The 17,186-nt window shown below is 55.6% G+C and carries 14 protein-coding genes; 8 read left to right on the top strand and 6 right to left on the bottom strand.

Going from position 1 to position 17,186, the window contains the following annotated elements; genetic code table 11:
• Positions 1 to 58 precede the first annotated feature (58 nt).
• The gene (locus AC2FD9_RS12085; RefSeq protein WP_058271992.1) at positions 59 to 1,318 is read right to left on the bottom strand and encodes an ABC transporter substrate-binding protein; all 1,260 of its coding nucleotides are present in this window, start codon (positions 1,316 to 1,318) and stop codon (positions 59 to 61) included.
• A gap of 150 nt (positions 1,319 to 1,468) precedes the next feature.
• On the opposite strand from AC2FD9_RS12085, the gene AC2FD9_RS12080 reads away from it, so the two are divergent.
• The 8 genes from AC2FD9_RS12080 to AC2FD9_RS12045 all read left to right on the top strand — a co-directional run bounded on the left by AC2FD9_RS12080 (position 1,469) and on the right by AC2FD9_RS12045 (position 11,343).
• Positions 1,469 to 2,275 carry an IclR family transcriptional regulator gene (locus AC2FD9_RS12080; RefSeq protein WP_109311080.1) on the top strand — a complete coding sequence of 269 codons (807 nt, stop codon included), beginning with the start codon at positions 1,469 to 1,471 and terminating at the stop codon, positions 2,273 to 2,275.
• On the top strand, positions 2,272 to 3,330 hold the full coding sequence (locus AC2FD9_RS12075; protein WP_282169561.1) for an ABC transporter ATP-binding protein: 1,059 nt from the start codon (positions 2,272 to 2,274) through the stop codon (positions 3,328 to 3,330). Before AC2FD9_RS12080 ends, AC2FD9_RS12075 begins: the two co-directional genes overlap by 4 nt.
• A gap of 135 nt (positions 3,331 to 3,465) precedes the next feature.
• Positions 3,466 to 4,425: a dihydrodipicolinate synthase family protein gene (locus AC2FD9_RS12070; RefSeq protein WP_496837065.1), complete on the top strand. Its 960-nt coding sequence runs from the start codon at positions 3,466 to 3,468 to the stop codon at positions 4,423 to 4,425.
• Positions 4,416 to 5,348, top strand: a complete 933-nt coding sequence (locus AC2FD9_RS12065) for a 4-hydroxyproline epimerase (RefSeq protein WP_496837063.1) — start codon at positions 4,416 to 4,418, stop codon at positions 5,346 to 5,348. Before AC2FD9_RS12070 ends, AC2FD9_RS12065 begins: the two co-directional genes overlap by 10 nt.
• Positions 5,345 to 6,583, top strand: coding sequence for an NAD(P)/FAD-dependent oxidoreductase (locus AC2FD9_RS12060; RefSeq protein ID WP_496837061.1), 1,239 nt, complete (start codon positions 5,345 to 5,347; stop codon positions 6,581 to 6,583). The genes AC2FD9_RS12065 and AC2FD9_RS12060 overlap by 4 nt, the downstream gene beginning before the upstream one ends.
• A 9-nt stretch (positions 6,584 to 6,592) precedes the next feature.
• Positions 6,593 to 7,618, top strand: coding sequence for a trans-3-hydroxy-L-proline dehydratase (locus tag AC2FD9_RS12055; RefSeq protein ID WP_058276628.1), 1,026 nt, complete (start codon positions 6,593 to 6,595; stop codon positions 7,616 to 7,618).
• A gap of 154 nt (positions 7,619 to 7,772) precedes the next feature.
• Positions 7,773 to 8,918 carry a tetratricopeptide repeat protein gene (locus AC2FD9_RS12050; RefSeq protein WP_496837059.1) on the top strand — a complete coding sequence of 382 codons (1,146 nt, stop codon included), beginning with the start codon at positions 7,773 to 7,775 and terminating at the stop codon, positions 8,916 to 8,918.
• Positions 8,919 to 9,129: 211 nt separating this feature from the next.
• Positions 9,130 to 11,343, top strand: a complete 2,214-nt coding sequence (locus AC2FD9_RS12045; RefSeq protein WP_496755885.1) for an NADP-dependent isocitrate dehydrogenase — start codon at positions 9,130 to 9,132, stop codon at positions 11,341 to 11,343.
• Between the two features lie 276 nt (positions 11,344 to 11,619).
• On the opposite strand, the gene AC2FD9_RS12040 is transcribed toward AC2FD9_RS12045, so the two are convergent.
• From AC2FD9_RS12040 to AC2FD9_RS12020, 5 genes are read right to left on the bottom strand one after another with little or no spacing between them, the layout of a single operon-like run.
• Complete coding sequence (locus tag AC2FD9_RS12040; RefSeq protein WP_496697930.1) at positions 11,620 to 12,726, bottom strand: peptidoglycan-binding protein LysM; 1,107 nt, start codon at positions 12,724 to 12,726, stop codon at positions 11,620 to 11,622.
• Positions 12,727 to 12,766: 40 nt separating this feature from the next.
• Entirely contained in the window at positions 12,767 to 13,876 is a 1,110-nt protein-coding gene (locus AC2FD9_RS12035; protein ID WP_170559914.1) for a transporter substrate-binding domain-containing protein, read from the bottom strand.
• Positions 13,877 to 13,922: 46 nt separating this feature from the next.
• Entirely contained in the window at positions 13,923 to 15,185 is a 1,263-nt protein-coding gene (locus tag AC2FD9_RS12030) for a substrate-binding periplasmic protein (RefSeq protein WP_282119369.1), read from the bottom strand.
• Between the two features lie 22 nt (positions 15,186 to 15,207).
• On the bottom strand, positions 15,208 to 15,993 hold the full coding sequence (locus AC2FD9_RS12025; protein ID WP_496837056.1) for a PP2C family protein-serine/threonine phosphatase: 786 nt from the start codon (positions 15,991 to 15,993) through the stop codon (positions 15,208 to 15,210).
• Between the two features lie 3 nt (positions 15,994 to 15,996).
• The gene (locus AC2FD9_RS12020) at positions 15,997 to 16,986 is read right to left on the bottom strand and encodes an FHA domain-containing protein (protein WP_496837054.1); all 990 of its coding nucleotides are present in this window, start codon (positions 16,984 to 16,986) and stop codon (positions 15,997 to 15,999) included.
• Between the last annotated feature and the right edge of the window lie 200 nt (positions 16,987 to 17,186).

Genomic DNA, 17,186 nt, shown 5'->3' with positions numbered 1-17,186 from the left:
ATGCACCCGCCTTACGCACGAAGTGGTGCAGGCCGGGCAAAAGCCCGGCCTGACCGGTTTAGTTTTCGTAGATACGCTGACGTGCGCGTTCCAGTTTGGACAGGATACGGTCAGCATTGTCCGGCTTGACCATGAATTCCTGGAACCCTTCCATCGACACCTTCGCCATTTCTGCAGGTGCGTCACGATCCCAGAACTGCGCGACGCCACCGGGGCTGTTGGCGGACAGCATCTCAAAGCCTTGCTGCAGGAACTTGTCTTCATCAACAGACGATTGAGCGTTCACAGGCAGCTGGCCCAGGTTTGCGCCGTTGTTGATCTGAGTTTGCTCGTCTGCGGAAACGGCAAAGCGCAGGAACTCACGCGCGGCTTCTTTATTCGATGCGTTGGCCGGGATGTGGAAGGTATCAGTTGGCGCATCTTCCGCCAATTCTACATCCGGGTTGATAGAAACGAACTGATAGAAGTCCAATTGGTCGTCGGTCAGTCCCGCTTCGCGCAGCGGCGCAACTGCAAAGTTACCCATCAGGTACGCGGCGGCTTCGCCGTTCACCATGAAGGGCAGGGCCTCTTGCCAGCTGTACGTCTGATGGTTGTCGACAAACGCGCCCATGTCGATCAGCTGTTTCCAGTTGGCGAAGGTCTGCTTGACCCGGTCGTCTTCCCAGCTGATTTCGCCATTGGCAAGCTGGTTGTGGAAGTCAAACCCGTTGGTGCGCATGTTCAGGTAGTCGAACCAGCCGCCAGCGGTCCACAGGAACTTGGTGCCGATCGTATAGCAGGCGCGACCCGAATCGACGATCTTCTGGCAGTTCGCCAGCTCTTCTTCCCAAGTCGTTGGCTCGGTCAGGCCCAGCTCGTCAAAGATGTCTTTGCGATAGTAAACACCCCACTGATAGTAGGTGTAGGGTACACCCCACTGCTTGCCGTCGATGGTCATTGCACCCTTGGTAGACGCCAGATTTTCAGCGATCTCAGGTTCGGCCCACAAGTCCGATACATCTTCGAACAGGCCCGCCTCGACGTAGGGCTTCATGCGGTTCGCCGCATACCACGTCGCCACGTCCGGCGTATCCGCAGTCAGGAAGTTGCGGATCTGGGTCTTGTACGCCTCGCGGTCGATTACTGTGGTTTCGATCTCCAGTCCCGGATGCTGTTCCGCAAAACGGTCGATCATTGCCTCCATCGTCGCGCGTGGCGCCGGGTTGGAGGTATCGAGAAAGATTCGCAGCTCGCCGGTCAGTTCGGCGGCGACAGGTGCGGCAAGTGCGACACTGGCTGCCAAAGCGGCGGCAGTGCGCTTGTACATGGAATGCATGGTTTCCTCCCTTAGCTTCCATTTTATACTTTTTCAGTTCCAAATAGTGAAACTGTGTTTTATATATTGAAAACTACACATCAACTCGGTTAGTCTTGTCAAGACCCTCGTGCCGATTGCGATGGGTTAATTGGAGGAGAACAGGCATCCGTGGCTGGTGACGGAACAATAGGAAAAGCATGTGATGTGCTGGATCAGGTGGCTGCATTCGCGCGCCCGGTTCGATTCGCAGAGCTGTTGGAAAGCAGCAATTTCCCCAAGGCGACCCTGTATCGGTTCCTGCAAACGCTGACCAATCAGGGAATGCTTTCGTATGATCCGGACCGACAGACATATACGCCTGGGTTGCGATTGGTTCGGCTGGCTCATGCAGCGTGGACACAAAGCTCGCTCGCGCCAATTGCGCGACCTTTTCTGGATGCATTGAGCCGGGAAACCGGGGAAACGGTGCATTTGGCACAGCTTGATTCAAATCAGGTACTGTACGTGGATAAACGCAATGCGGCCCAGCCGATTGAGATGTATTCGCAAGCTGGCAAGGTCGGCCCGGCCTATTGCACCGGCGTCGGTAAGGCCATGATGGCGTTTTTGGATGAGGCCGCGTTGAACCGCGCAGTGTCCCAGCAAAGCTACCACCGCTTTACCGACAAGACACTGACCTCGGAGGCGGCGTTGCGTGCCGATCTCGACCTGATCCGCAACCGTGGCTATGCCGTCGATGACGAAGAGCATGAGCCCGGCATCATCTGCATTGCCTGTCCTATCCTCACCTCGGGCGGGCGGATGTTGGGGGCGATTTCCGTGACCGGATCGACCGAACGGATGAATTTCGACCAATTGGAAACCTGGGTTCCCCGTGTTCGCCGTGTGGCCGAACAAATCGGAGCCGAAGCACAGGCCTGGCGGTTCCCCGAGACCCGCCCAAGCGCCGACACAGACAGGATGCAAGCAACATGACAGGTGTGACTCTGAACCAGGCGATCAAGCGGTATGGCGAGACGCAGGTTATTCACGGCATTGATCTGGAGATCGAAGATGGAGAGTTCTGTGTCTTCGTCGGACCTTCGGGCTGTGGCAAATCCACTTTGCTGCGGATGATCGCGGGCCTTGAGGAAACAACCGAAGGGCAAATCCATATTGGTGCCCGCGAAGTGACCCATATGGACCCGGCCAAGCGTGGCGTGGCCATGGTGTTCCAGACCTACGCCCTTTATCCACACATGACTGTGGCTGAGAATATGGGTTTTGGTTTGCGCATGAATGGCGTGGAAAAGTCCGAGATCAACAAGAAAGTGCAAGACGCTTCGAACATCCTCAAGTTGGATCAATACCTTAAGCGCAAACCCAAAGCCCTGTCTGGCGGTCAACGCCAGCGGGTCGCCATCGGGCGTGCCATCGTGCGGGGGCCCGAAGTGTTTTTGTTCGACGAGCCCTTGTCCAACCTTGATGCTGAATTGCGGGTCGAAATGCGGGTTGAAATTGCGCGGCTGCACAATGAAATTGGCGCGACCATGATTTATGTAACTCACGATCAGGTCGAGGCGATGACTATGGCCGACAAGATCGTTGTGCTGCGTGATGGCCGGATCGAACAGGTCGGCGCGCCGATGGATTTGTATCGGGACCCGGACAATCGGTTTGTAGCGGGGTTTATCGGGTCACCAGCCATGAATTTCCTTGATTGCGACATCGTCGATGGAAAGGTTTCGCACCCGGCTCTCAGCGAGCCGATGGATGTGCCGGTCAATATTCCGGCAGGGATGAGTAAAGTGACCCTTGGCATGCGTCCGGAGCACATCACAGTGGATCGGTCAGGCGATACTTGCACGGTTGATCTGACCGAAGCGCTTGGCGGTGTCAGCTATACGTATCTGCTGACGCCCAATGGCGATAAGCTGATTGTCGAGGAACGGGAAGATCAGCGCAGCAAACAGGGTGAACGCATCGGGCTGTCAGTGCGACCGGAACGCGCGATGCTGTTCGATCCCGAAACAGGTCACCGCCTTCGCTGAAAAATCCATTTTGTAATTTGAGCGCGCCCGATCATCGATCCGGCGCGTTTTCAATTTTTCTGGATTTTGTATCCAATATCCGTTATGGCGATTCCAAAAGCGTGTGTAACCGCCCAGCCATCGAGGAATTTACCAATGTCGACCAATGTGTTCACCGGCACGATGCCCGCTCTGATGACACCATGCAAACCCGACCGGACGCCTGACTTTGATGCGTTGGTGCACAAAGGAAAGCAGATGATCGACGCGGGTATGTCCGCGGTGGTCTACTGCGGCTCGATGGGGGATTGGCCCTTGTTGACCGATGAACAGCGGATGGAAGGTGTCGAGCGTTTGGTCGACGCGGGTTTGCCCGTTGTGGTCGGGACCGGAGCCATCAACACCAAATCCGCCGTGGCCCATGCAGCCCATGCACAAAAGGTAGGCGCCGTTGGCCTGATGGTCATTCCACGCGTTCTGTCTCGCGGCAGTTCACCTGCCGCGCAGAGGAACCACTTCAAAGCGATTTTGTCAGCCGCCCCCGACGTTCCGGCGATCATCTACAACAGTCCGTATTATGGCTTTGCTACACGCGCCGACCTGTTCTTTGCTCTGCGCGCAGAACATTCAAACCTGATAGGCTTCAAGGAATTTGGTGGCAAAGACGACCTGCGATATGCGGCCGAGAACATTACCAGTCAGGACGATCAGGTAACCCTGATGGTGGGTGTTGATACCGAGGTCTTCCACGGTTTCGTAAACTGCGGCGCAACCGGGTCGATCACCGGGATTGGCACAGCCTTGCCGCGCGAAGCGCTGTTGCTGGCTGCTTTGTCCAAAAAAGCGGCGCAAGGCCATGCTGAGGCCCGCAAGCGCGCACTGGAACTGACCGAGGCGATTCAAGTACTTTCCAGCTTTGACGAAGGCCCGGATCTGGTGCTGTATTACAAGCACTTGTTGGTCCTGAACGGGGAACAGGAATACCGATTGCACTTTAACGAAACGGATGAGTTGACGGATGCACAACGTAACTATTGCGAACAGCAATATGATCTGTTCCAGATTTGGTATGCCGATTGGTCGAAACAGGGTGGGGTGATCGCTGAATGCACGTGATTGACAGTCACACAGGCGGCGAACCGACGCGTGTCATACTGGATGGCGCGCCCGATCTAGGCTCTGGTCCGTTGGCGGAACGAGCACAGCGGCTGGCGACAGAGCATGAGGCGTTCTATCGCTCTGTCATGTTAGAGCCGCGCGGCCAGCCAGCCATGGTCGCTGCGTTACTGGTCGAGCCGGTTGATCCGACATGCGTGACTGGTGTGATCTATTTCGATGTCGATGCCGTTTTGGGCATGTGTGGGCACGGAACCATCGGTCTGGCGGTCACATTGGCTCATCTGGGACGAATCGACGTGGGCCAACACCGGATCGAAACGCCTGCCGGGGTGGTGACGGTCAAGTTGCACGATGCAAACACCGCAACCGTGATCAACATTGAAAGCCGCAGAATTCATCAGGCCGTTACACTGGATGTCGCGGGCTATGGCCATGTCACAGGCGACGTTGCATATGGCGGCAACTGGTTCTTCATCGTTGATCCCAGCCCGATCCCGGTCGAGCCTGCCAATATTCGCCAACTGACGGATATGACGGTCGCCATCCGAGAGGCTTCGATCACGCGCGGGGTTGGCGGCGAAAAAGGCGAACCAATTGACCACGTTATCTTTCAAGATGATTCACCAGATCCGTCAGTTCACAGTCGCAATTTCGTTCTGTGCCCCGATGACAATTATGACCGCTCACCGTGCGGAACGGGCAGCTCGGCCCGACTGGCCTGTCTGGCGGCGGACGGGCGCTTAGCGCCGAGTCAGGAGATCATCCAGCAAAGCGTGATTGGCAGTTCCTATCGGCTGTCCTACCAGCCCGGGCTAAACGGGGGTGTTATCCCCTCGATCACCGGACAAGCATTCGTCATGGCCGAAGCGACGTTGTTGTTCAACGAAAACGATCCTTTCAGAGCCGGGATCGAAACATGACCTTACAAGTCGTTGTCATCGGCGCCGGAGTAATTGGGATTACGACCGCGCTCGAACTGCAACGACGGGGCCATTCCGTGCTTGTCTTGGATCGCAAAGGCATCGCGGCTGAAACATCAGCCGGTAACGCCGGGGCGTTTGCCTTTTCTGAGGTCGAACCACTGGCCACGCCCGGCATCATGCGCAAAGCACCGAAGTGGATGTTGGATCCGTTGGGCCCACTATCTATCCCGCCGGCCTACGCCTTGAAAATTGCGCCGTGGATGTACCGGTTTTGGCGCGCCAGCCGACCGAACCGCTATGAAAACTTGCTTGGTGCACAAGCCAGTTTGATGGCGCTTTCCAAAACTGCGCTTGATCAACTGATATCTACCGTCGATGGCGAGCACTTGCTGCAACGCGATGGGCAGATGCAGTTGTATGAAAGCGAGGCTGAATATCGCGCCAGTTTGCCGACATGGAAATTGCGGCGCGAACACGGGATCGAATTTGAACTGCTTGAAAGCCCGGCCGCAATTGCCGAGATGCAGCCGGGACTCAGCCCTCGGTTCACCCATGCCGGATTTACGCCGAACTGGCTGAACACTGTTGATCCAAAACGATGGGTCGAACACCTTGCTGAGGTTTTTCAGGGTCGCGGCGGTTGGATTGAACGGAAAGATATCCGAACCCTGTCACCGCAGGAAAATGGTGTGCGGGTCGCATGCGCGGACGGAACAATCGAAGCGAGCAAGGTGGTGGTTGCCGCAGGTGCTTGGTCTCATCACATCGCGCAATCATTGGGCGATCGCATCCCACTGGAAACCGAGCGTGGATACAATACGACTTTGCCGGAAGGCGCATTTGACTTGCGTATGCACCTAACATTCTCGCGCCACGGCTTTGTTGCCAGCAAAATAAATGGCGGCGTGCGCGTCGGAGGGGCGGTCGAACTGGGCGGGTTAACCTTACCGCCAAACTACAAGCGCGCCGATATTTTGTTGGAAAAGGCGGCGGCGTTCCTGCCTGGACTAAAAACCGAAGGTGGCGCGCAATGGATGGGGTATCGTCCATCGTTGCCGGACAGCATTCCGGTGATCGGCCCGTCTCGTAAATCGGCGGATGTCGTTTACGCATTCGGGCACGGGCATTTGGGCCTGACCCAATCTGCGGGAACTGCGGAACTCGTCGGGGCGCTGGTCGATGGGCAAGACCCACCAATATCATTATCGCCTTACGCCGCCACCCGATTTTAAGGAGGGGATATGCGCAGCATTAAGACCATTCATGTCGTGTCGGCCCATGCCGAAGGCGAGGTCGGCGACGTCATCGTTGGCGGCGTCTCGCCGCCGCCCGGTGACACGATCTGGGAACAACGGACGCATATTGCCAACAATCAAACGTTACGAAATTTCCTACTGAACGAACCGCGAGGCGGTGTGTTTCGTCATGTCAATCTTCTGGTTCCGCCCAAACATCCGGATGCCGATGCCGCCTTTATCATTATGGAGCCCGAGGACACTCCACCCATGTCTGGTTCAAACTCGATCTGTGTTGCCACGGTATTGTTGGATAGCGGGATCATCTCGATGCAAGAACCCGAGACAATTCTGACGCTTGAAGCGCCCGGAGGCCTGGTTCGCGTGCGCGCTGAATGCCGGGACGGTAAGGCAGAACGGATCCACGTGCAGAACCTCCCCAGTTTTGCGGGTAAGCTCTCTGTCCCGTTAGAGGTTCCGGGTTTGGGCACGCTGACTGTTGATACGGCTTTTGGAGGCGACAGTTTCGTGGTTGTTGATGCCGCTAAGCTGGGGTTTGACATAACCCAAGACGAAGCACGTGAAATCGCCCGGACCGGCGTTACAATTACGAATGCCGCCAATGCCCAATTGGGGTTCTCGCATCCCGAGAACCCAGATTGGACCCACATTTCCTTTTGCGCTTTTTGTGGCCCGCTTGAAAAGACGCCGACTGGTTGGCGCGGTAAATCTGCCGTTGCCATCCAGCCCGGAAAGGTGGATCGCTCGCCCACTGGCACAGCAGTATCTGCGCGCATGGCGTTAATGGCGGCCAAAGGGCAGATGACGGTTGGGCAAACCCTCGAGGCCGTCTCGATCATTGGCTCGCGCTTTACCGGGAGAATTGTTCGGGAAACGCAAGTTGGTGCCCAAACCGCTATCATTCCAGAAATCAGCGGGCGCGGATGGATCACCGGAACCCATCAGCACATGCTTGATCCAGACGACCCTTGGCCGGGTGGGTATCGGTTGAGTGACACTTGGGGCGTTTGATCAATCTCGGCGATTGCTCTTGTGTCTTTTCCGTTTCATTACAGAAATTTGGCGACGCCTTTCCTTGAGTATAGGTTCTGGATTGCCACCTTAAGGTGAGTGCTTTGAACAGAGTGGAGGTGTAATGCACATTCGTCTTGCCGCCCTGGTTATTGTGATCGCCACGTTGTTGCTGTCCTTCAATTCACCATCAAAATCCGGACCAAATTACACGCAGCTGGCCCAGTCATGCCTTGGCAACAAAGGCGGCACGGCGCATGTGATCGCGGCCTGCACAACTTTGATAAATGGCGAGGGTGTTACCCCAGAAAACCGGAACACACTGCTGAGATCTCGTGGTTGGGCGTATTACAGCGGCAAACGGTACGAAGAGGCAATTTCGGACTATACCAGTGCTTTGGCTCTCGCTCAGAACGACCCACGTTCAACTTTGTGGCGTGCTATTGCCTATAACGCGGCGGGCGACGTCCAATCTGCTGAAGCAGCGTATGAAAAAGCTTTGTTGCTATCCCCAAGCAGCACTGAGGCTTTGTTTCACAAAGCTCAGTTCGACAGGGGCCAGGGAAACACTCTAGCCGCCATTCATGGGTTGGAGAAGGTTCTGGAACTCGACCCGAGCAATGGGGATGCGGGAACAGTACTGATCAATGCTCACTACGACGTAAATGGACATGACGCGGTCGAACAGTTTCTTGCACAAGCCGAACAGCGTTGGCCCGATCAAACATGGGTGTATAGTGCTCGTTTGCTCTACGATCTGAATGTCGCAGGAGATCATGAAAGCGCTCTTACGGCATCTGCGACGCTCGCTCGGCTGGAGCCTGGCGAAAAATACGAGTTGTTTATGCCAGCCATGATACATCTGAAAATCGGCGACGAAGACAAAGGCATTGAATTTGTGAACGAATATGCAGATTACGCTGTACAGCGAGACTTTGCTCAGTTGGTTTTCCCTAAGCGATGGTTTCGCAAAGTTTCGAATTGGTATGCCTTGGGTCAAGATGAAGAGTGGTTGCACCGCTACACGTTGCTTGCTGCCTTTGGCAGGCCGGACCTCGCCATGTCCGTACTCCAAGGTTTCCTTGAGGAAACCGGAGAGAATGGGCGCTACATTTTGATACTAGTTATGCGAGGATTCGGAATCTCGGTTCCGCGCGAGGCGGACGCCGGTTCTGTTGAGCATTTGAACGCCGCAATCGCAGATTACCTCGGTCAACTTGAAAAACAAAGCGGCTTCATGGCGTACGGGCTGCCGGAAAAAGTAGCGCCAGTAATGACCCTCACAACCGGTGCTCAGTAGTTTTAGCTAAAACCTCTATCCACATTCTCATACCCGTGGCAATTTGCGCCCCGTTTAGACGATTGATCCCAAGCCAATCGTGATTTATGGGAGACCTTGTCAACACAGAGTCACCGTTGGGCGGTAGGTTGAACACGCCCATCATTAGCCACCCGTTTGTGGCACACTCTAGGATCGCACGCCCCGAAAGGCTTAAAAAAGGTAAAAGAATATGGCAGATAACTCAAACTTCGACATATTGTATACCATTGTAGACGAAGCGCCCGAACTGGCCAGCGCATCGTTTCTGCCCATCATTCGCAAATTCGCCTCTGCGGCGGGTGTCAGTGTCGGAACCAAGGACATTTCACTGGCGGGTCGTATTCTGGCAACGTTCCCCGAGAACCTGACTGACGCGCAACGCATCACCGATGATCTCGCAGCTCTGGGCGAGTTAGTGAAAACTCCGGATGCGAACGTCATCAAACTTCCCAACATCTCGGCGTCGGTTCCGCAGTTGGTGGCGGCAATCGAAGAGTTGCAGTCGCAAGGCTATGACATTCCGAACTACCCCGAAGAACCCTCGACTGACGAGGAAAAGGCGATCCGTGCGCGTTACGACGCTATCAAAGGCTCGGCTGTGAACCCGGTACTGCGCGAAGGTAACTCGGATCGTCGCGCGGCGCGTGCGGTGAAGAACTATGCTCAGAAGAACCCGCATTCGATGGGGGAGTGGGCGTCGGACAGCAAAACCAAAGTGTCGTCGATGTCTGGCAATGATTTCTACGCTAACGAGAAGTCAGCCACCATTACCGCCACTCAGGCGGGTGATGCCAAGATCGAATTCGTCGGCAAAGACGGCAGCGTCACGATCCTGAAAGACGTCTGGCCCCTGGCCGAGGGCACCGTTGCAGACGCCACTTTCCTGTCGGTCAGGGCGCTGTCATCCTTCCTGGCAGATGCGATTGAGGACACCAAGAAAGACGGCACCATGTTCTCACTGCACATGAAAGCCACGATGATGAAGGTCTCGGACCCAATCATCTTTGGCTTTGCGGTCAAAGCCTGGCTTGCCCCGGTATTCGAAAAATTTGGCGCTGAACTCGACGCTTTGGGTGTGAACCCGAATTCCGGCTTAGGCGATTTGCTGGAACGTGTTCAGGGCAATGCCGATATTGTTGCTGCCATCGAAGCGATCAAAGGTGATCGCCCGTCCATGTATATGGTCGACAGCGACAAAGGCATTACCAACCTGCACGTGCCGTCAGACGTGATCATCGACGCCTCGATGCCCGCCATAATCCGGGCGGGCGGAAAAGGCTGGAACGAGGCCGGTGCCAAGGGCGACACCAATTGTGTGATCCCCGACCGTTGCTATGCATCAGTTTATGATGAGAGCATCAAGTTTTTCAAAGCCAATGGCGCGCTGAACCCTGCAACTGTCGGTGCTGTAGCCAACGTCGGCCTGATGGCGCAAAAAGCGGAAGAATACGGTTCGCACCCAACAACGTTCCAAGCGCCGGCCGACGGTGCCATCCGTATCGTTTTGGCCAATGGCGAGACGCTGCATTCGCATGACGTTGAAAAGGGCGACATTTGGCGTGCCTGCACTGTGAAGAAAGCTCCTATCGAAAACTGGATCCAGCTGGCCATGGACCGGCAGCGTTTGACTGGATCCGAAGCGATCTTCTGGCTGGACGCAAACCGCGCCCATGACGCGGAGCTGATCAAATACGTCAAACCGGCACTCGAGGCAGCTGGCGTAGCCGACAAGTTCCTGATCATGGCTCCGCGCGAGGCGACCCGCCAGTCGTTGGAAACCATCACGGCAGGTAAGGACAGCATCGCTATCACGGGCAACGTGTTGCGCGACTACCTGACTGACCTGTTCCCGATCCTGGAACTGGGAACATCGGCCAAGATGCTGTCGATTGTGAAGCTGATGAATGGCGGTGGTCTGTTCGAAACCGGCGCGGGTGGGTCCGCTCCGAAACACGTGCAGCAATTGGTTGAGGAAAACCACCTGCGCTGGGACTCGATGGGTGAGTTCTGTGCCTTGGGTGAATCGCTGAACTTCCTAGCCGACAATAATGGCAACGCCAAAGCGGGTGTTCTGGGTGCCGCGGCCGAAGCGGCCACGCAAGGCATCCTGGACAACAATAAATCGCCCAGCCGTAAAGTTGGGCAGCCAGATAACCGTGACAGCCACTATTGGTTCGCACGCTATTGGGCTGAGGCTCTGGCCGCGCAATCGGGTGATGCTGAATTGTCAGCAGAATTTGCGCCGATTGCAAAAGAGCTGGCGGATAAAGAAGATCAGATACTGTCTGAGCTGGCGACCGCTCAGGGTGCTGCCGCGGATCTCGGTGGATATTATCACACCGATCCTGCCAAGACCGCAGCAGTAATGCGCCCCAGCGCGACACTGAACGCGATCATCGGCTGATAAACAGTACCCACGTTTTGCGGCGTGGGTATTTTCGGATTGATGAGATCAATAGAAAAAAGGGCCGACCCCCAAAGTCGGCCCTTTTTTGAGTGAGTGGTTAGGCCGAAGCCTCACCGGTGTAGTTGAATTCACGTTAACTAATCCACGAGTTTTGGAAATTAGGGGATTCCCGTACTTTTGGGAATTTGGGCGCAACCTGTAGCTAAACCGCCTATTTTAAACGAAAAAGGGCCGGTCAAATGACCGGCCCAATTCGTGCTAAAAGTCGAATGATCAGTTAGATGCTGCGTTCAGCTTTTCGTTTTGTTCGCGAAGGGTGTCCGAGATAATCGCGTACCATTCGCCCGACTCACGCATTTCGTTCAGGCCCTTGTTCATCATCGCGATATATTCGCGAGCAAACGGGTTGGTGCGGTGCGCAAGGAAGCTCATCGAGGACAAGGTCGAAACATATGGGTTTTCAACCAGATCAGACGAAGTCAGTCCCATGTCGTTCATGGTCGAAGCGAACAGATCGACCTCAAACGCGGCGACATCCGCCGTGCCGGTCAAAACAGCATCAAGACATTCGCGGGCCGAGTTGGGTTGGACCACAGTTGTGTTTTCGCGGTTCAATCCGACTTCTTCCAGAACAACCATGCTCCAGCCTGACATGCGGCAAATGGTAGAACCTACGAAGTCCTCGAATTTGGTCGCGCTGGCGTAGTCGCTTTCCGGCAATGTGAAGAAGCCGCCTACGATGTCGTATACAGGGACAGAAGCCACAAATTGCGTACAACGCGCTTCGGTTTCTGACGACCATTCGTATGTGCGGTTCGTACAATCCGGAACGGTCCATGCGATCGAAATATCGAACGCGCCAAGCGGCAACAATGTGTCCAGATGCGAGCTCCAGTCATCGACAAAACTGACCGAGTAGTCGCGGCTGTTGCCGGCACGTTGAAGACTGGTCGTAGCCAGACGGGTCATGATGCCGCCGCCGCCCAGTGCTTCACTGGTAAAGGGTTCCCAGCCGTTACCCGCAACCATTTTGATCGGCGGGGCATAGACATTCGAACGCTTGACGCTTGCTGCACGTTGCTCTTCCGCAGCGATCAGCTCCTGCGCGGATTGACCGTTTGGCAGGCTGCCATCTTCACAGGGCAGGGCCAGAACCAGACCTGGCGCAAGGTCGTTCGGGTTGGTGATGATGTTACGGTTTGCGTTGAAGATGGGCTGATAGTTCGACGTTCCGTAGGCAGCGATCGCGATGGTGGCCATCGTGTCACCGTCCGAGACCGTGTAGTTTGAACAGGCTTCCTGCGCTGCCGCTGCGCCTGCGGTGAGTGTGAGGACGGCAGTCGCCGTCATCACCTTGGTGTTAAATTTTTGTTTGTGCATTGTTTTTCCTCCCGTGGGTTGGAATTTGGAAAGTGGATCCTTAGCCGGATGAGGCTATTAGTCGTTCATTGTGCTCATTCAGTGTGTCCGAGATGATGGCGTACCATTCGCCAGACTCCCGCATTTCGTTCAGGCCTTTGTTCAGCATCGCCAAGTATTGTTTACCCATTGGGTTGGACCGGTGAGTAATGAACCGCAAGGCTGAAAGTGTCGTGACATACGGGTTTTCGACGAGATCGTTCTCGTTGAGACCCATTTCAGCCATTGCGTCGGCAAAAAGCTGAACTTCGAAGGTCGCGACATCCGCGGAGCCAGTTAGGACGGCATCCAAGCATTCCCGCGCGGTAACGGGTTGCAGCAGATCGATGGTTTTTTCTGGTTGCAGACCTTCTTGTTCGAGGTCGTGGATGAACCAACCTTCCATACGGCAGACGGTTGCACCTTTCAGATCTTCAAAGCTTGTCGCACTGGCGTAATCGCTTTGGGGAAGTGTGTAGAAACCCAAGACGATGTCGTACACAGGTGCTGACGCGTGGAATTGCGTACAGCGGATTTCTGTTTCCCAGGACCATTCGTAACTACGGTTGGTGCAATCGGGCATGTTCCACGCCATCGACACGTCAAACGCGCCCAGCGGAAGCAGGGTTTCGATATGCGAGTTCCAGTCATCGACAAAGCTGATCGAATACTCGTGCGCATTGCCTGCCCGTTGCAGAGCCGTTGTTCCCAATCGAGTGATGAAACCACCGCCGTTCAGGGTCTCATCCGCGAACGGAGCCCAGCCGTTGCCCGTAACCAGTTTGATTGGGGCTTTGAACGAACTTGTTTGGGTCGAGCTCGCAAAACGTTCTTGCTGTTCAGCAATAATCTCGCGTGCGCTTTGGCCGTTCGGCAAGCTGCCGTCCTCACACGGAAGCACAAGCGCCAGACCAGGTGCCAGATCGTTGGGGTTGCTAATCGAGTTCCGGTTTGCGTTGAAAATTGGCTGGTAGTTTGACGTACCGTAAGCAGCAATCGCAATGGTGGCCATCGTGTCACCATCCTGTACCGTATAATTCGTACAGGCTTGCTGGGCGGCGGCGGCTCCGGCGCTTAACGCGATGACGGCAGCAGAGGTCATCGCAACGTTATGGAGCGGTAGTTTAGGCATTAGTTGTTTTCTCCAGAGATAGTAATTGAGAAGGCTTAAAAGTGTTTCAGCCGTTTTCCATTTGATGGCGTAGGGCGGTTGACACGATGTCGCGCCATTCGCCGGATTGCTGCATGATTGCCAGACCTTGATTCAGCGTCTCCAGGATCGCTTCGCCATCTGGATTATCTTTATGCGTCATGACGTTAAGGGACTTGATCGCCGCCAGGTTGGGGTTTTCAACAATTCGGTGTTCGTATCCCAGCCGTCCGATTGCTTCGATCGCCAGATGAGCTTCGATTGCGACGATGTCGGCTGTCCCGTCCATAACGGCGTGAAAGCAGTCATCAGGTGAAACCGGGCGCACAAGCGAGATTGCCGGTTCATACAACCCGACCTCATCCATGTGTGACAACGACCAGCCTTCCGGCCGACAGATGGTTGTCCCGGCGAAGTCAGCATAGGTCAGTGTTTGCTCATAGCCCGATCCTTCGCGGGCAAAGAACGTGTCCACAACTTCGTAGAACGGGTTAGAGAAGTCGTACGTTTCGCACCGCGTACGGTCCTTTTCCGACAAAGTCTCTGCTGCCTCGCAGTTCGGACGCGACCATGGGAAGGTGGCATCGAACGCCAGTGTCGGCATCAGCAGGTCCAGATGCGATGACCAGTCATTGACGAACTGGATCTTATAAGCCTGCTCGGGTGCGGCACGCAGCATCGCTGTCTCGACAAGGTAGGTGTAGAGCCCGCGATTGGGCAGGGCCTCGTCGGTGAAAGGCGCATAGTTACCGCCAGTGATAAGCAACAACTGACGGTCGCGGATCTCTGGGCGTTCGCCGGCGTCTGCATTACGGATCAGCGCTGCGGCTTCTGCCCGCGCGGATTCGATCTCATCCTTGGCAGCCGATTTTGCAGCGATCACTGCATCTTCGCTTGCCTTTTTGGCTTCAGCTTCGGCTTCGGCAACGCGGGCTTCAGCCTCTGCGATGGCTTTCGCCGCGCGATTCTCGGCTGCCTTGACCAGCTCGGCTGCCATTTCGGCGGCCATGGCTTCGGCTTCAGTCTGCGGCGCGGCCGGTGCACGCCCGATCTCTTCCAAACAAGGCATGGTCAGAACGTCGCCTACCCGAATGATGTTCGGATTGTTTCCGATCACGTCCCGGTTTGCATCGTAAATGATACGAAAGTCTTCAGTCGAATAAACTTCGATGGACAACTCGCGCAGGCTGTCGCCGCGTTGGATTTCGTAGGTTGAGCATGCCTGTTGTGCCGAGGCGGTACCCGCAGCGGCAGCAAGTGCCAGGCTTGATATGATCAGATGGTTTCTCATGGGTCCTGTTGCTTTGCCTTGTTTAGTTTTTTGTAAGTTTGACAACACCGATTGAGATGTTGTCCTGATCTGGGTCGCCCTTAGCGTTCAGCGCGGCCTGCAGCGCCCCGGCTATGTCTTGTGCAAGCCCGCTGGTATTGGATTGAAGAATGGACCGAATTTCAGCGTTGCTGAGATATTGGAGGCCGTCGCTTCCCAGAACCAAAACATCCGAAGGTGTCAGGTCCAGCGGGGTTTCCGGGCAATCGACCTTTGGAATTGCCGCACCCATGATGACCGAAGTCAGTTGGTTGCGGTCAGGATGCGCCAGGGCTTCGGCCTCGGTCAAAGTCCCTTCGGCCAATTGTGCATCAATCATAGGAGCCATCGAGTGATCTTCGTTGATCTGCGACAGCTCTCCGTCCCGGAACAGGTAAAGCGGGCTGTCGCCGATCGAAATCCAGAACAGCCGCTGGCCCAACAACAAAGTGCCCAACATGGTTGAGCCCATGTTGAATCCAGTACCTTGTTCCTCGGAATAACCGGCAATGGACGCATTGGCTTGCATTGCCGCAAGGGGCAACGCGTCGATCAAAGCAGACTCGGGTGTCGTTGAACCTTCAAGCTCGGCATCTAACGCGTCACGCCAGGCCTGGATCACAAGGTCCGAGGCGACTTCACCTGCCGCATGCCCGCCCATGCCGTCAGCGACGACGACATAGCTTGCATTCGCCGCATCGAACGTGCGCGAAGCAACCGCGTCCTCCTGCGTGTCACGCTGGCCCTTGTCCAGGATCAACGCAATATCATATGCCGGTGTCGCCAGCATCTATTAGGAATCCCGCCAGTCAAAGCCATCGTCACAGAAGGCGGCAAAGCGGACTGATGTTTCGCTGATGCGGATCAGATCCCCGCTGGACAGTGGGACGGTGCTGAGAACCGGCTTCCCGTTCAGACGCACCAGGTTGGCCTTGCCGCCGTGTCCCAGATAACATTTGCGGTCCTCGGGGTCATAAGCAATCACCGCATGGTTGCTGCGGGAAATACCAGTGTCTCCAAAGTCGAGCTGAATGGCCTGATCGTCGTTGCGGCCAATCTGCATCAAGCCCTCGGTCAGTGTTACGCTCGCACCCCGGCCCGGACCACCAGTGATGACCAGCCAACCAACCGGGAAAGACTGTTCGGCATTGTCTGTCTTGGCTGCAGGTTCTGCTGTCTCGATCAGGTCCTGCACATGCGTGTCGGCGCGTTCGAAACCCAGGAAGGTTGTCTTGACGCGACCACGACGATCTTCGGCAGCCGCGGGCTGCGGAACCGGTGCAACCTCAGCCAGTGTTTCTTCGGCGACCGGTGCTTCTGGCACCGGTTCTGCGGCGGGTTCGTCAGCGATTACCTCGATGATCTGTTCCGGCTCGGGTTCCTCGACTTCAAGTACCTCGTGCTCGACAATCTCTTCGACTTCTTCCTCAACTGCCGAGTGCAGCGTCAACACGGTTTCTTCTTCGAGCGCGGGTACTTCGTCTGCCACGTCCTGAACTTCTGCGATAACTTCAGCGACGACGACATCATCTTCAGCCTCAGTTGCATCTGCTACGTCTTCCTCAGAGAATTCCGGCATTTTCTCTTCGGGCACCAACTCATCGGTTTCTTCGTAGCTGTCCGAGGACATATTGCCGCCTGCCAGCGCTTCGCGCAGGGCATTGAAATCGGCGATTGGTTCGGCCTTTTCCGCCTCTGGCGCTACCGCTTCTTCGGCTTCGTTCTCTTTCGGTTTGCCGGCACCTTCGAGAAGCCGGCTAAGAGGGCTTTTGTATTTGAACATGGTGTCGACACCTTTATTCCTTGGCACAGGACAACGGTCCTATGGGGCTGCTTCTTACCTCTGTGCGCGGTTGCACAACGGCACGGATATTTGTGACAACAAGGTCACTTTCTATTTCCGCGACGGGCCGGTTCCCGTCAGGGGTGCCGAATTTGGCGCTACCCTCAGCAAATACATACTGGCAGATCACATACGAACCG

This window comes from Ruegeria sp. YTSC230 (genome assembly GCF_059609665.1).
This window is presented reverse-complemented; position numbering and strand designations above follow the sequence as displayed.

Coding starts and splice junctions, on each gene's coding strand:
- AC2FD9_RS12025 (WP_496837056.1), bottom strand. CDS start 15,993: ATGCTGGCGACACCGGCATATGATATTGCGTTGATCCTGGACAAGGGC.
- AC2FD9_RS12055 (WP_058276628.1), top strand. CDS start 6,593: ATGCGCAGCATTAAGACCATTCATGTCGTGTCGGCCCATGCCGAAGGC.
- AC2FD9_RS12040 (WP_496697930.1), bottom strand. CDS start 12,726: ATGCACAAACAAAAATTTAACACCAAGGTGATGACGGCGACTGCCGTC.
- AC2FD9_RS12060 (WP_496837061.1), top strand. CDS start 5,345: ATGACCTTACAAGTCGTTGTCATCGGCGCCGGAGTAATTGGGATTACG.
- AC2FD9_RS12045 (WP_496755885.1), top strand. CDS start 9,130: ATGGCAGATAACTCAAACTTCGACATATTGTATACCATTGTAGACGAA.
- AC2FD9_RS12020 (WP_496837054.1), bottom strand. CDS start 16,986: ATGTTCAAATACAAAAGCCCTCTTAGCCGGCTTCTCGAAGGTGCCGGC.
- AC2FD9_RS12075 (WP_282169561.1), top strand. CDS start 2,272: ATGACAGGTGTGACTCTGAACCAGGCGATCAAGCGGTATGGCGAGACG.
- AC2FD9_RS12065 (WP_496837063.1), top strand. CDS start 4,416: ATGCACGTGATTGACAGTCACACAGGCGGCGAACCGACGCGTGTCATA.
- AC2FD9_RS12035 (WP_170559914.1), bottom strand. CDS start 13,876: ATGCCTAAACTACCGCTCCATAACGTTGCGATGACCTCTGCTGCCGTC.
- AC2FD9_RS12030 (WP_282119369.1), bottom strand. CDS start 15,185: ATGAGAAACCATCTGATCATATCAAGCCTGGCACTTGCTGCCGCTGCG.
- AC2FD9_RS12085 (WP_058271992.1), bottom strand. CDS start 1,318: ATGCATTCCATGTACAAGCGCACTGCCGCCGCTTTGGCAGCCAGTGTC.
- AC2FD9_RS12070 (WP_496837065.1), top strand. CDS start 3,466: ATGTCGACCAATGTGTTCACCGGCACGATGCCCGCTCTGATGACACCA.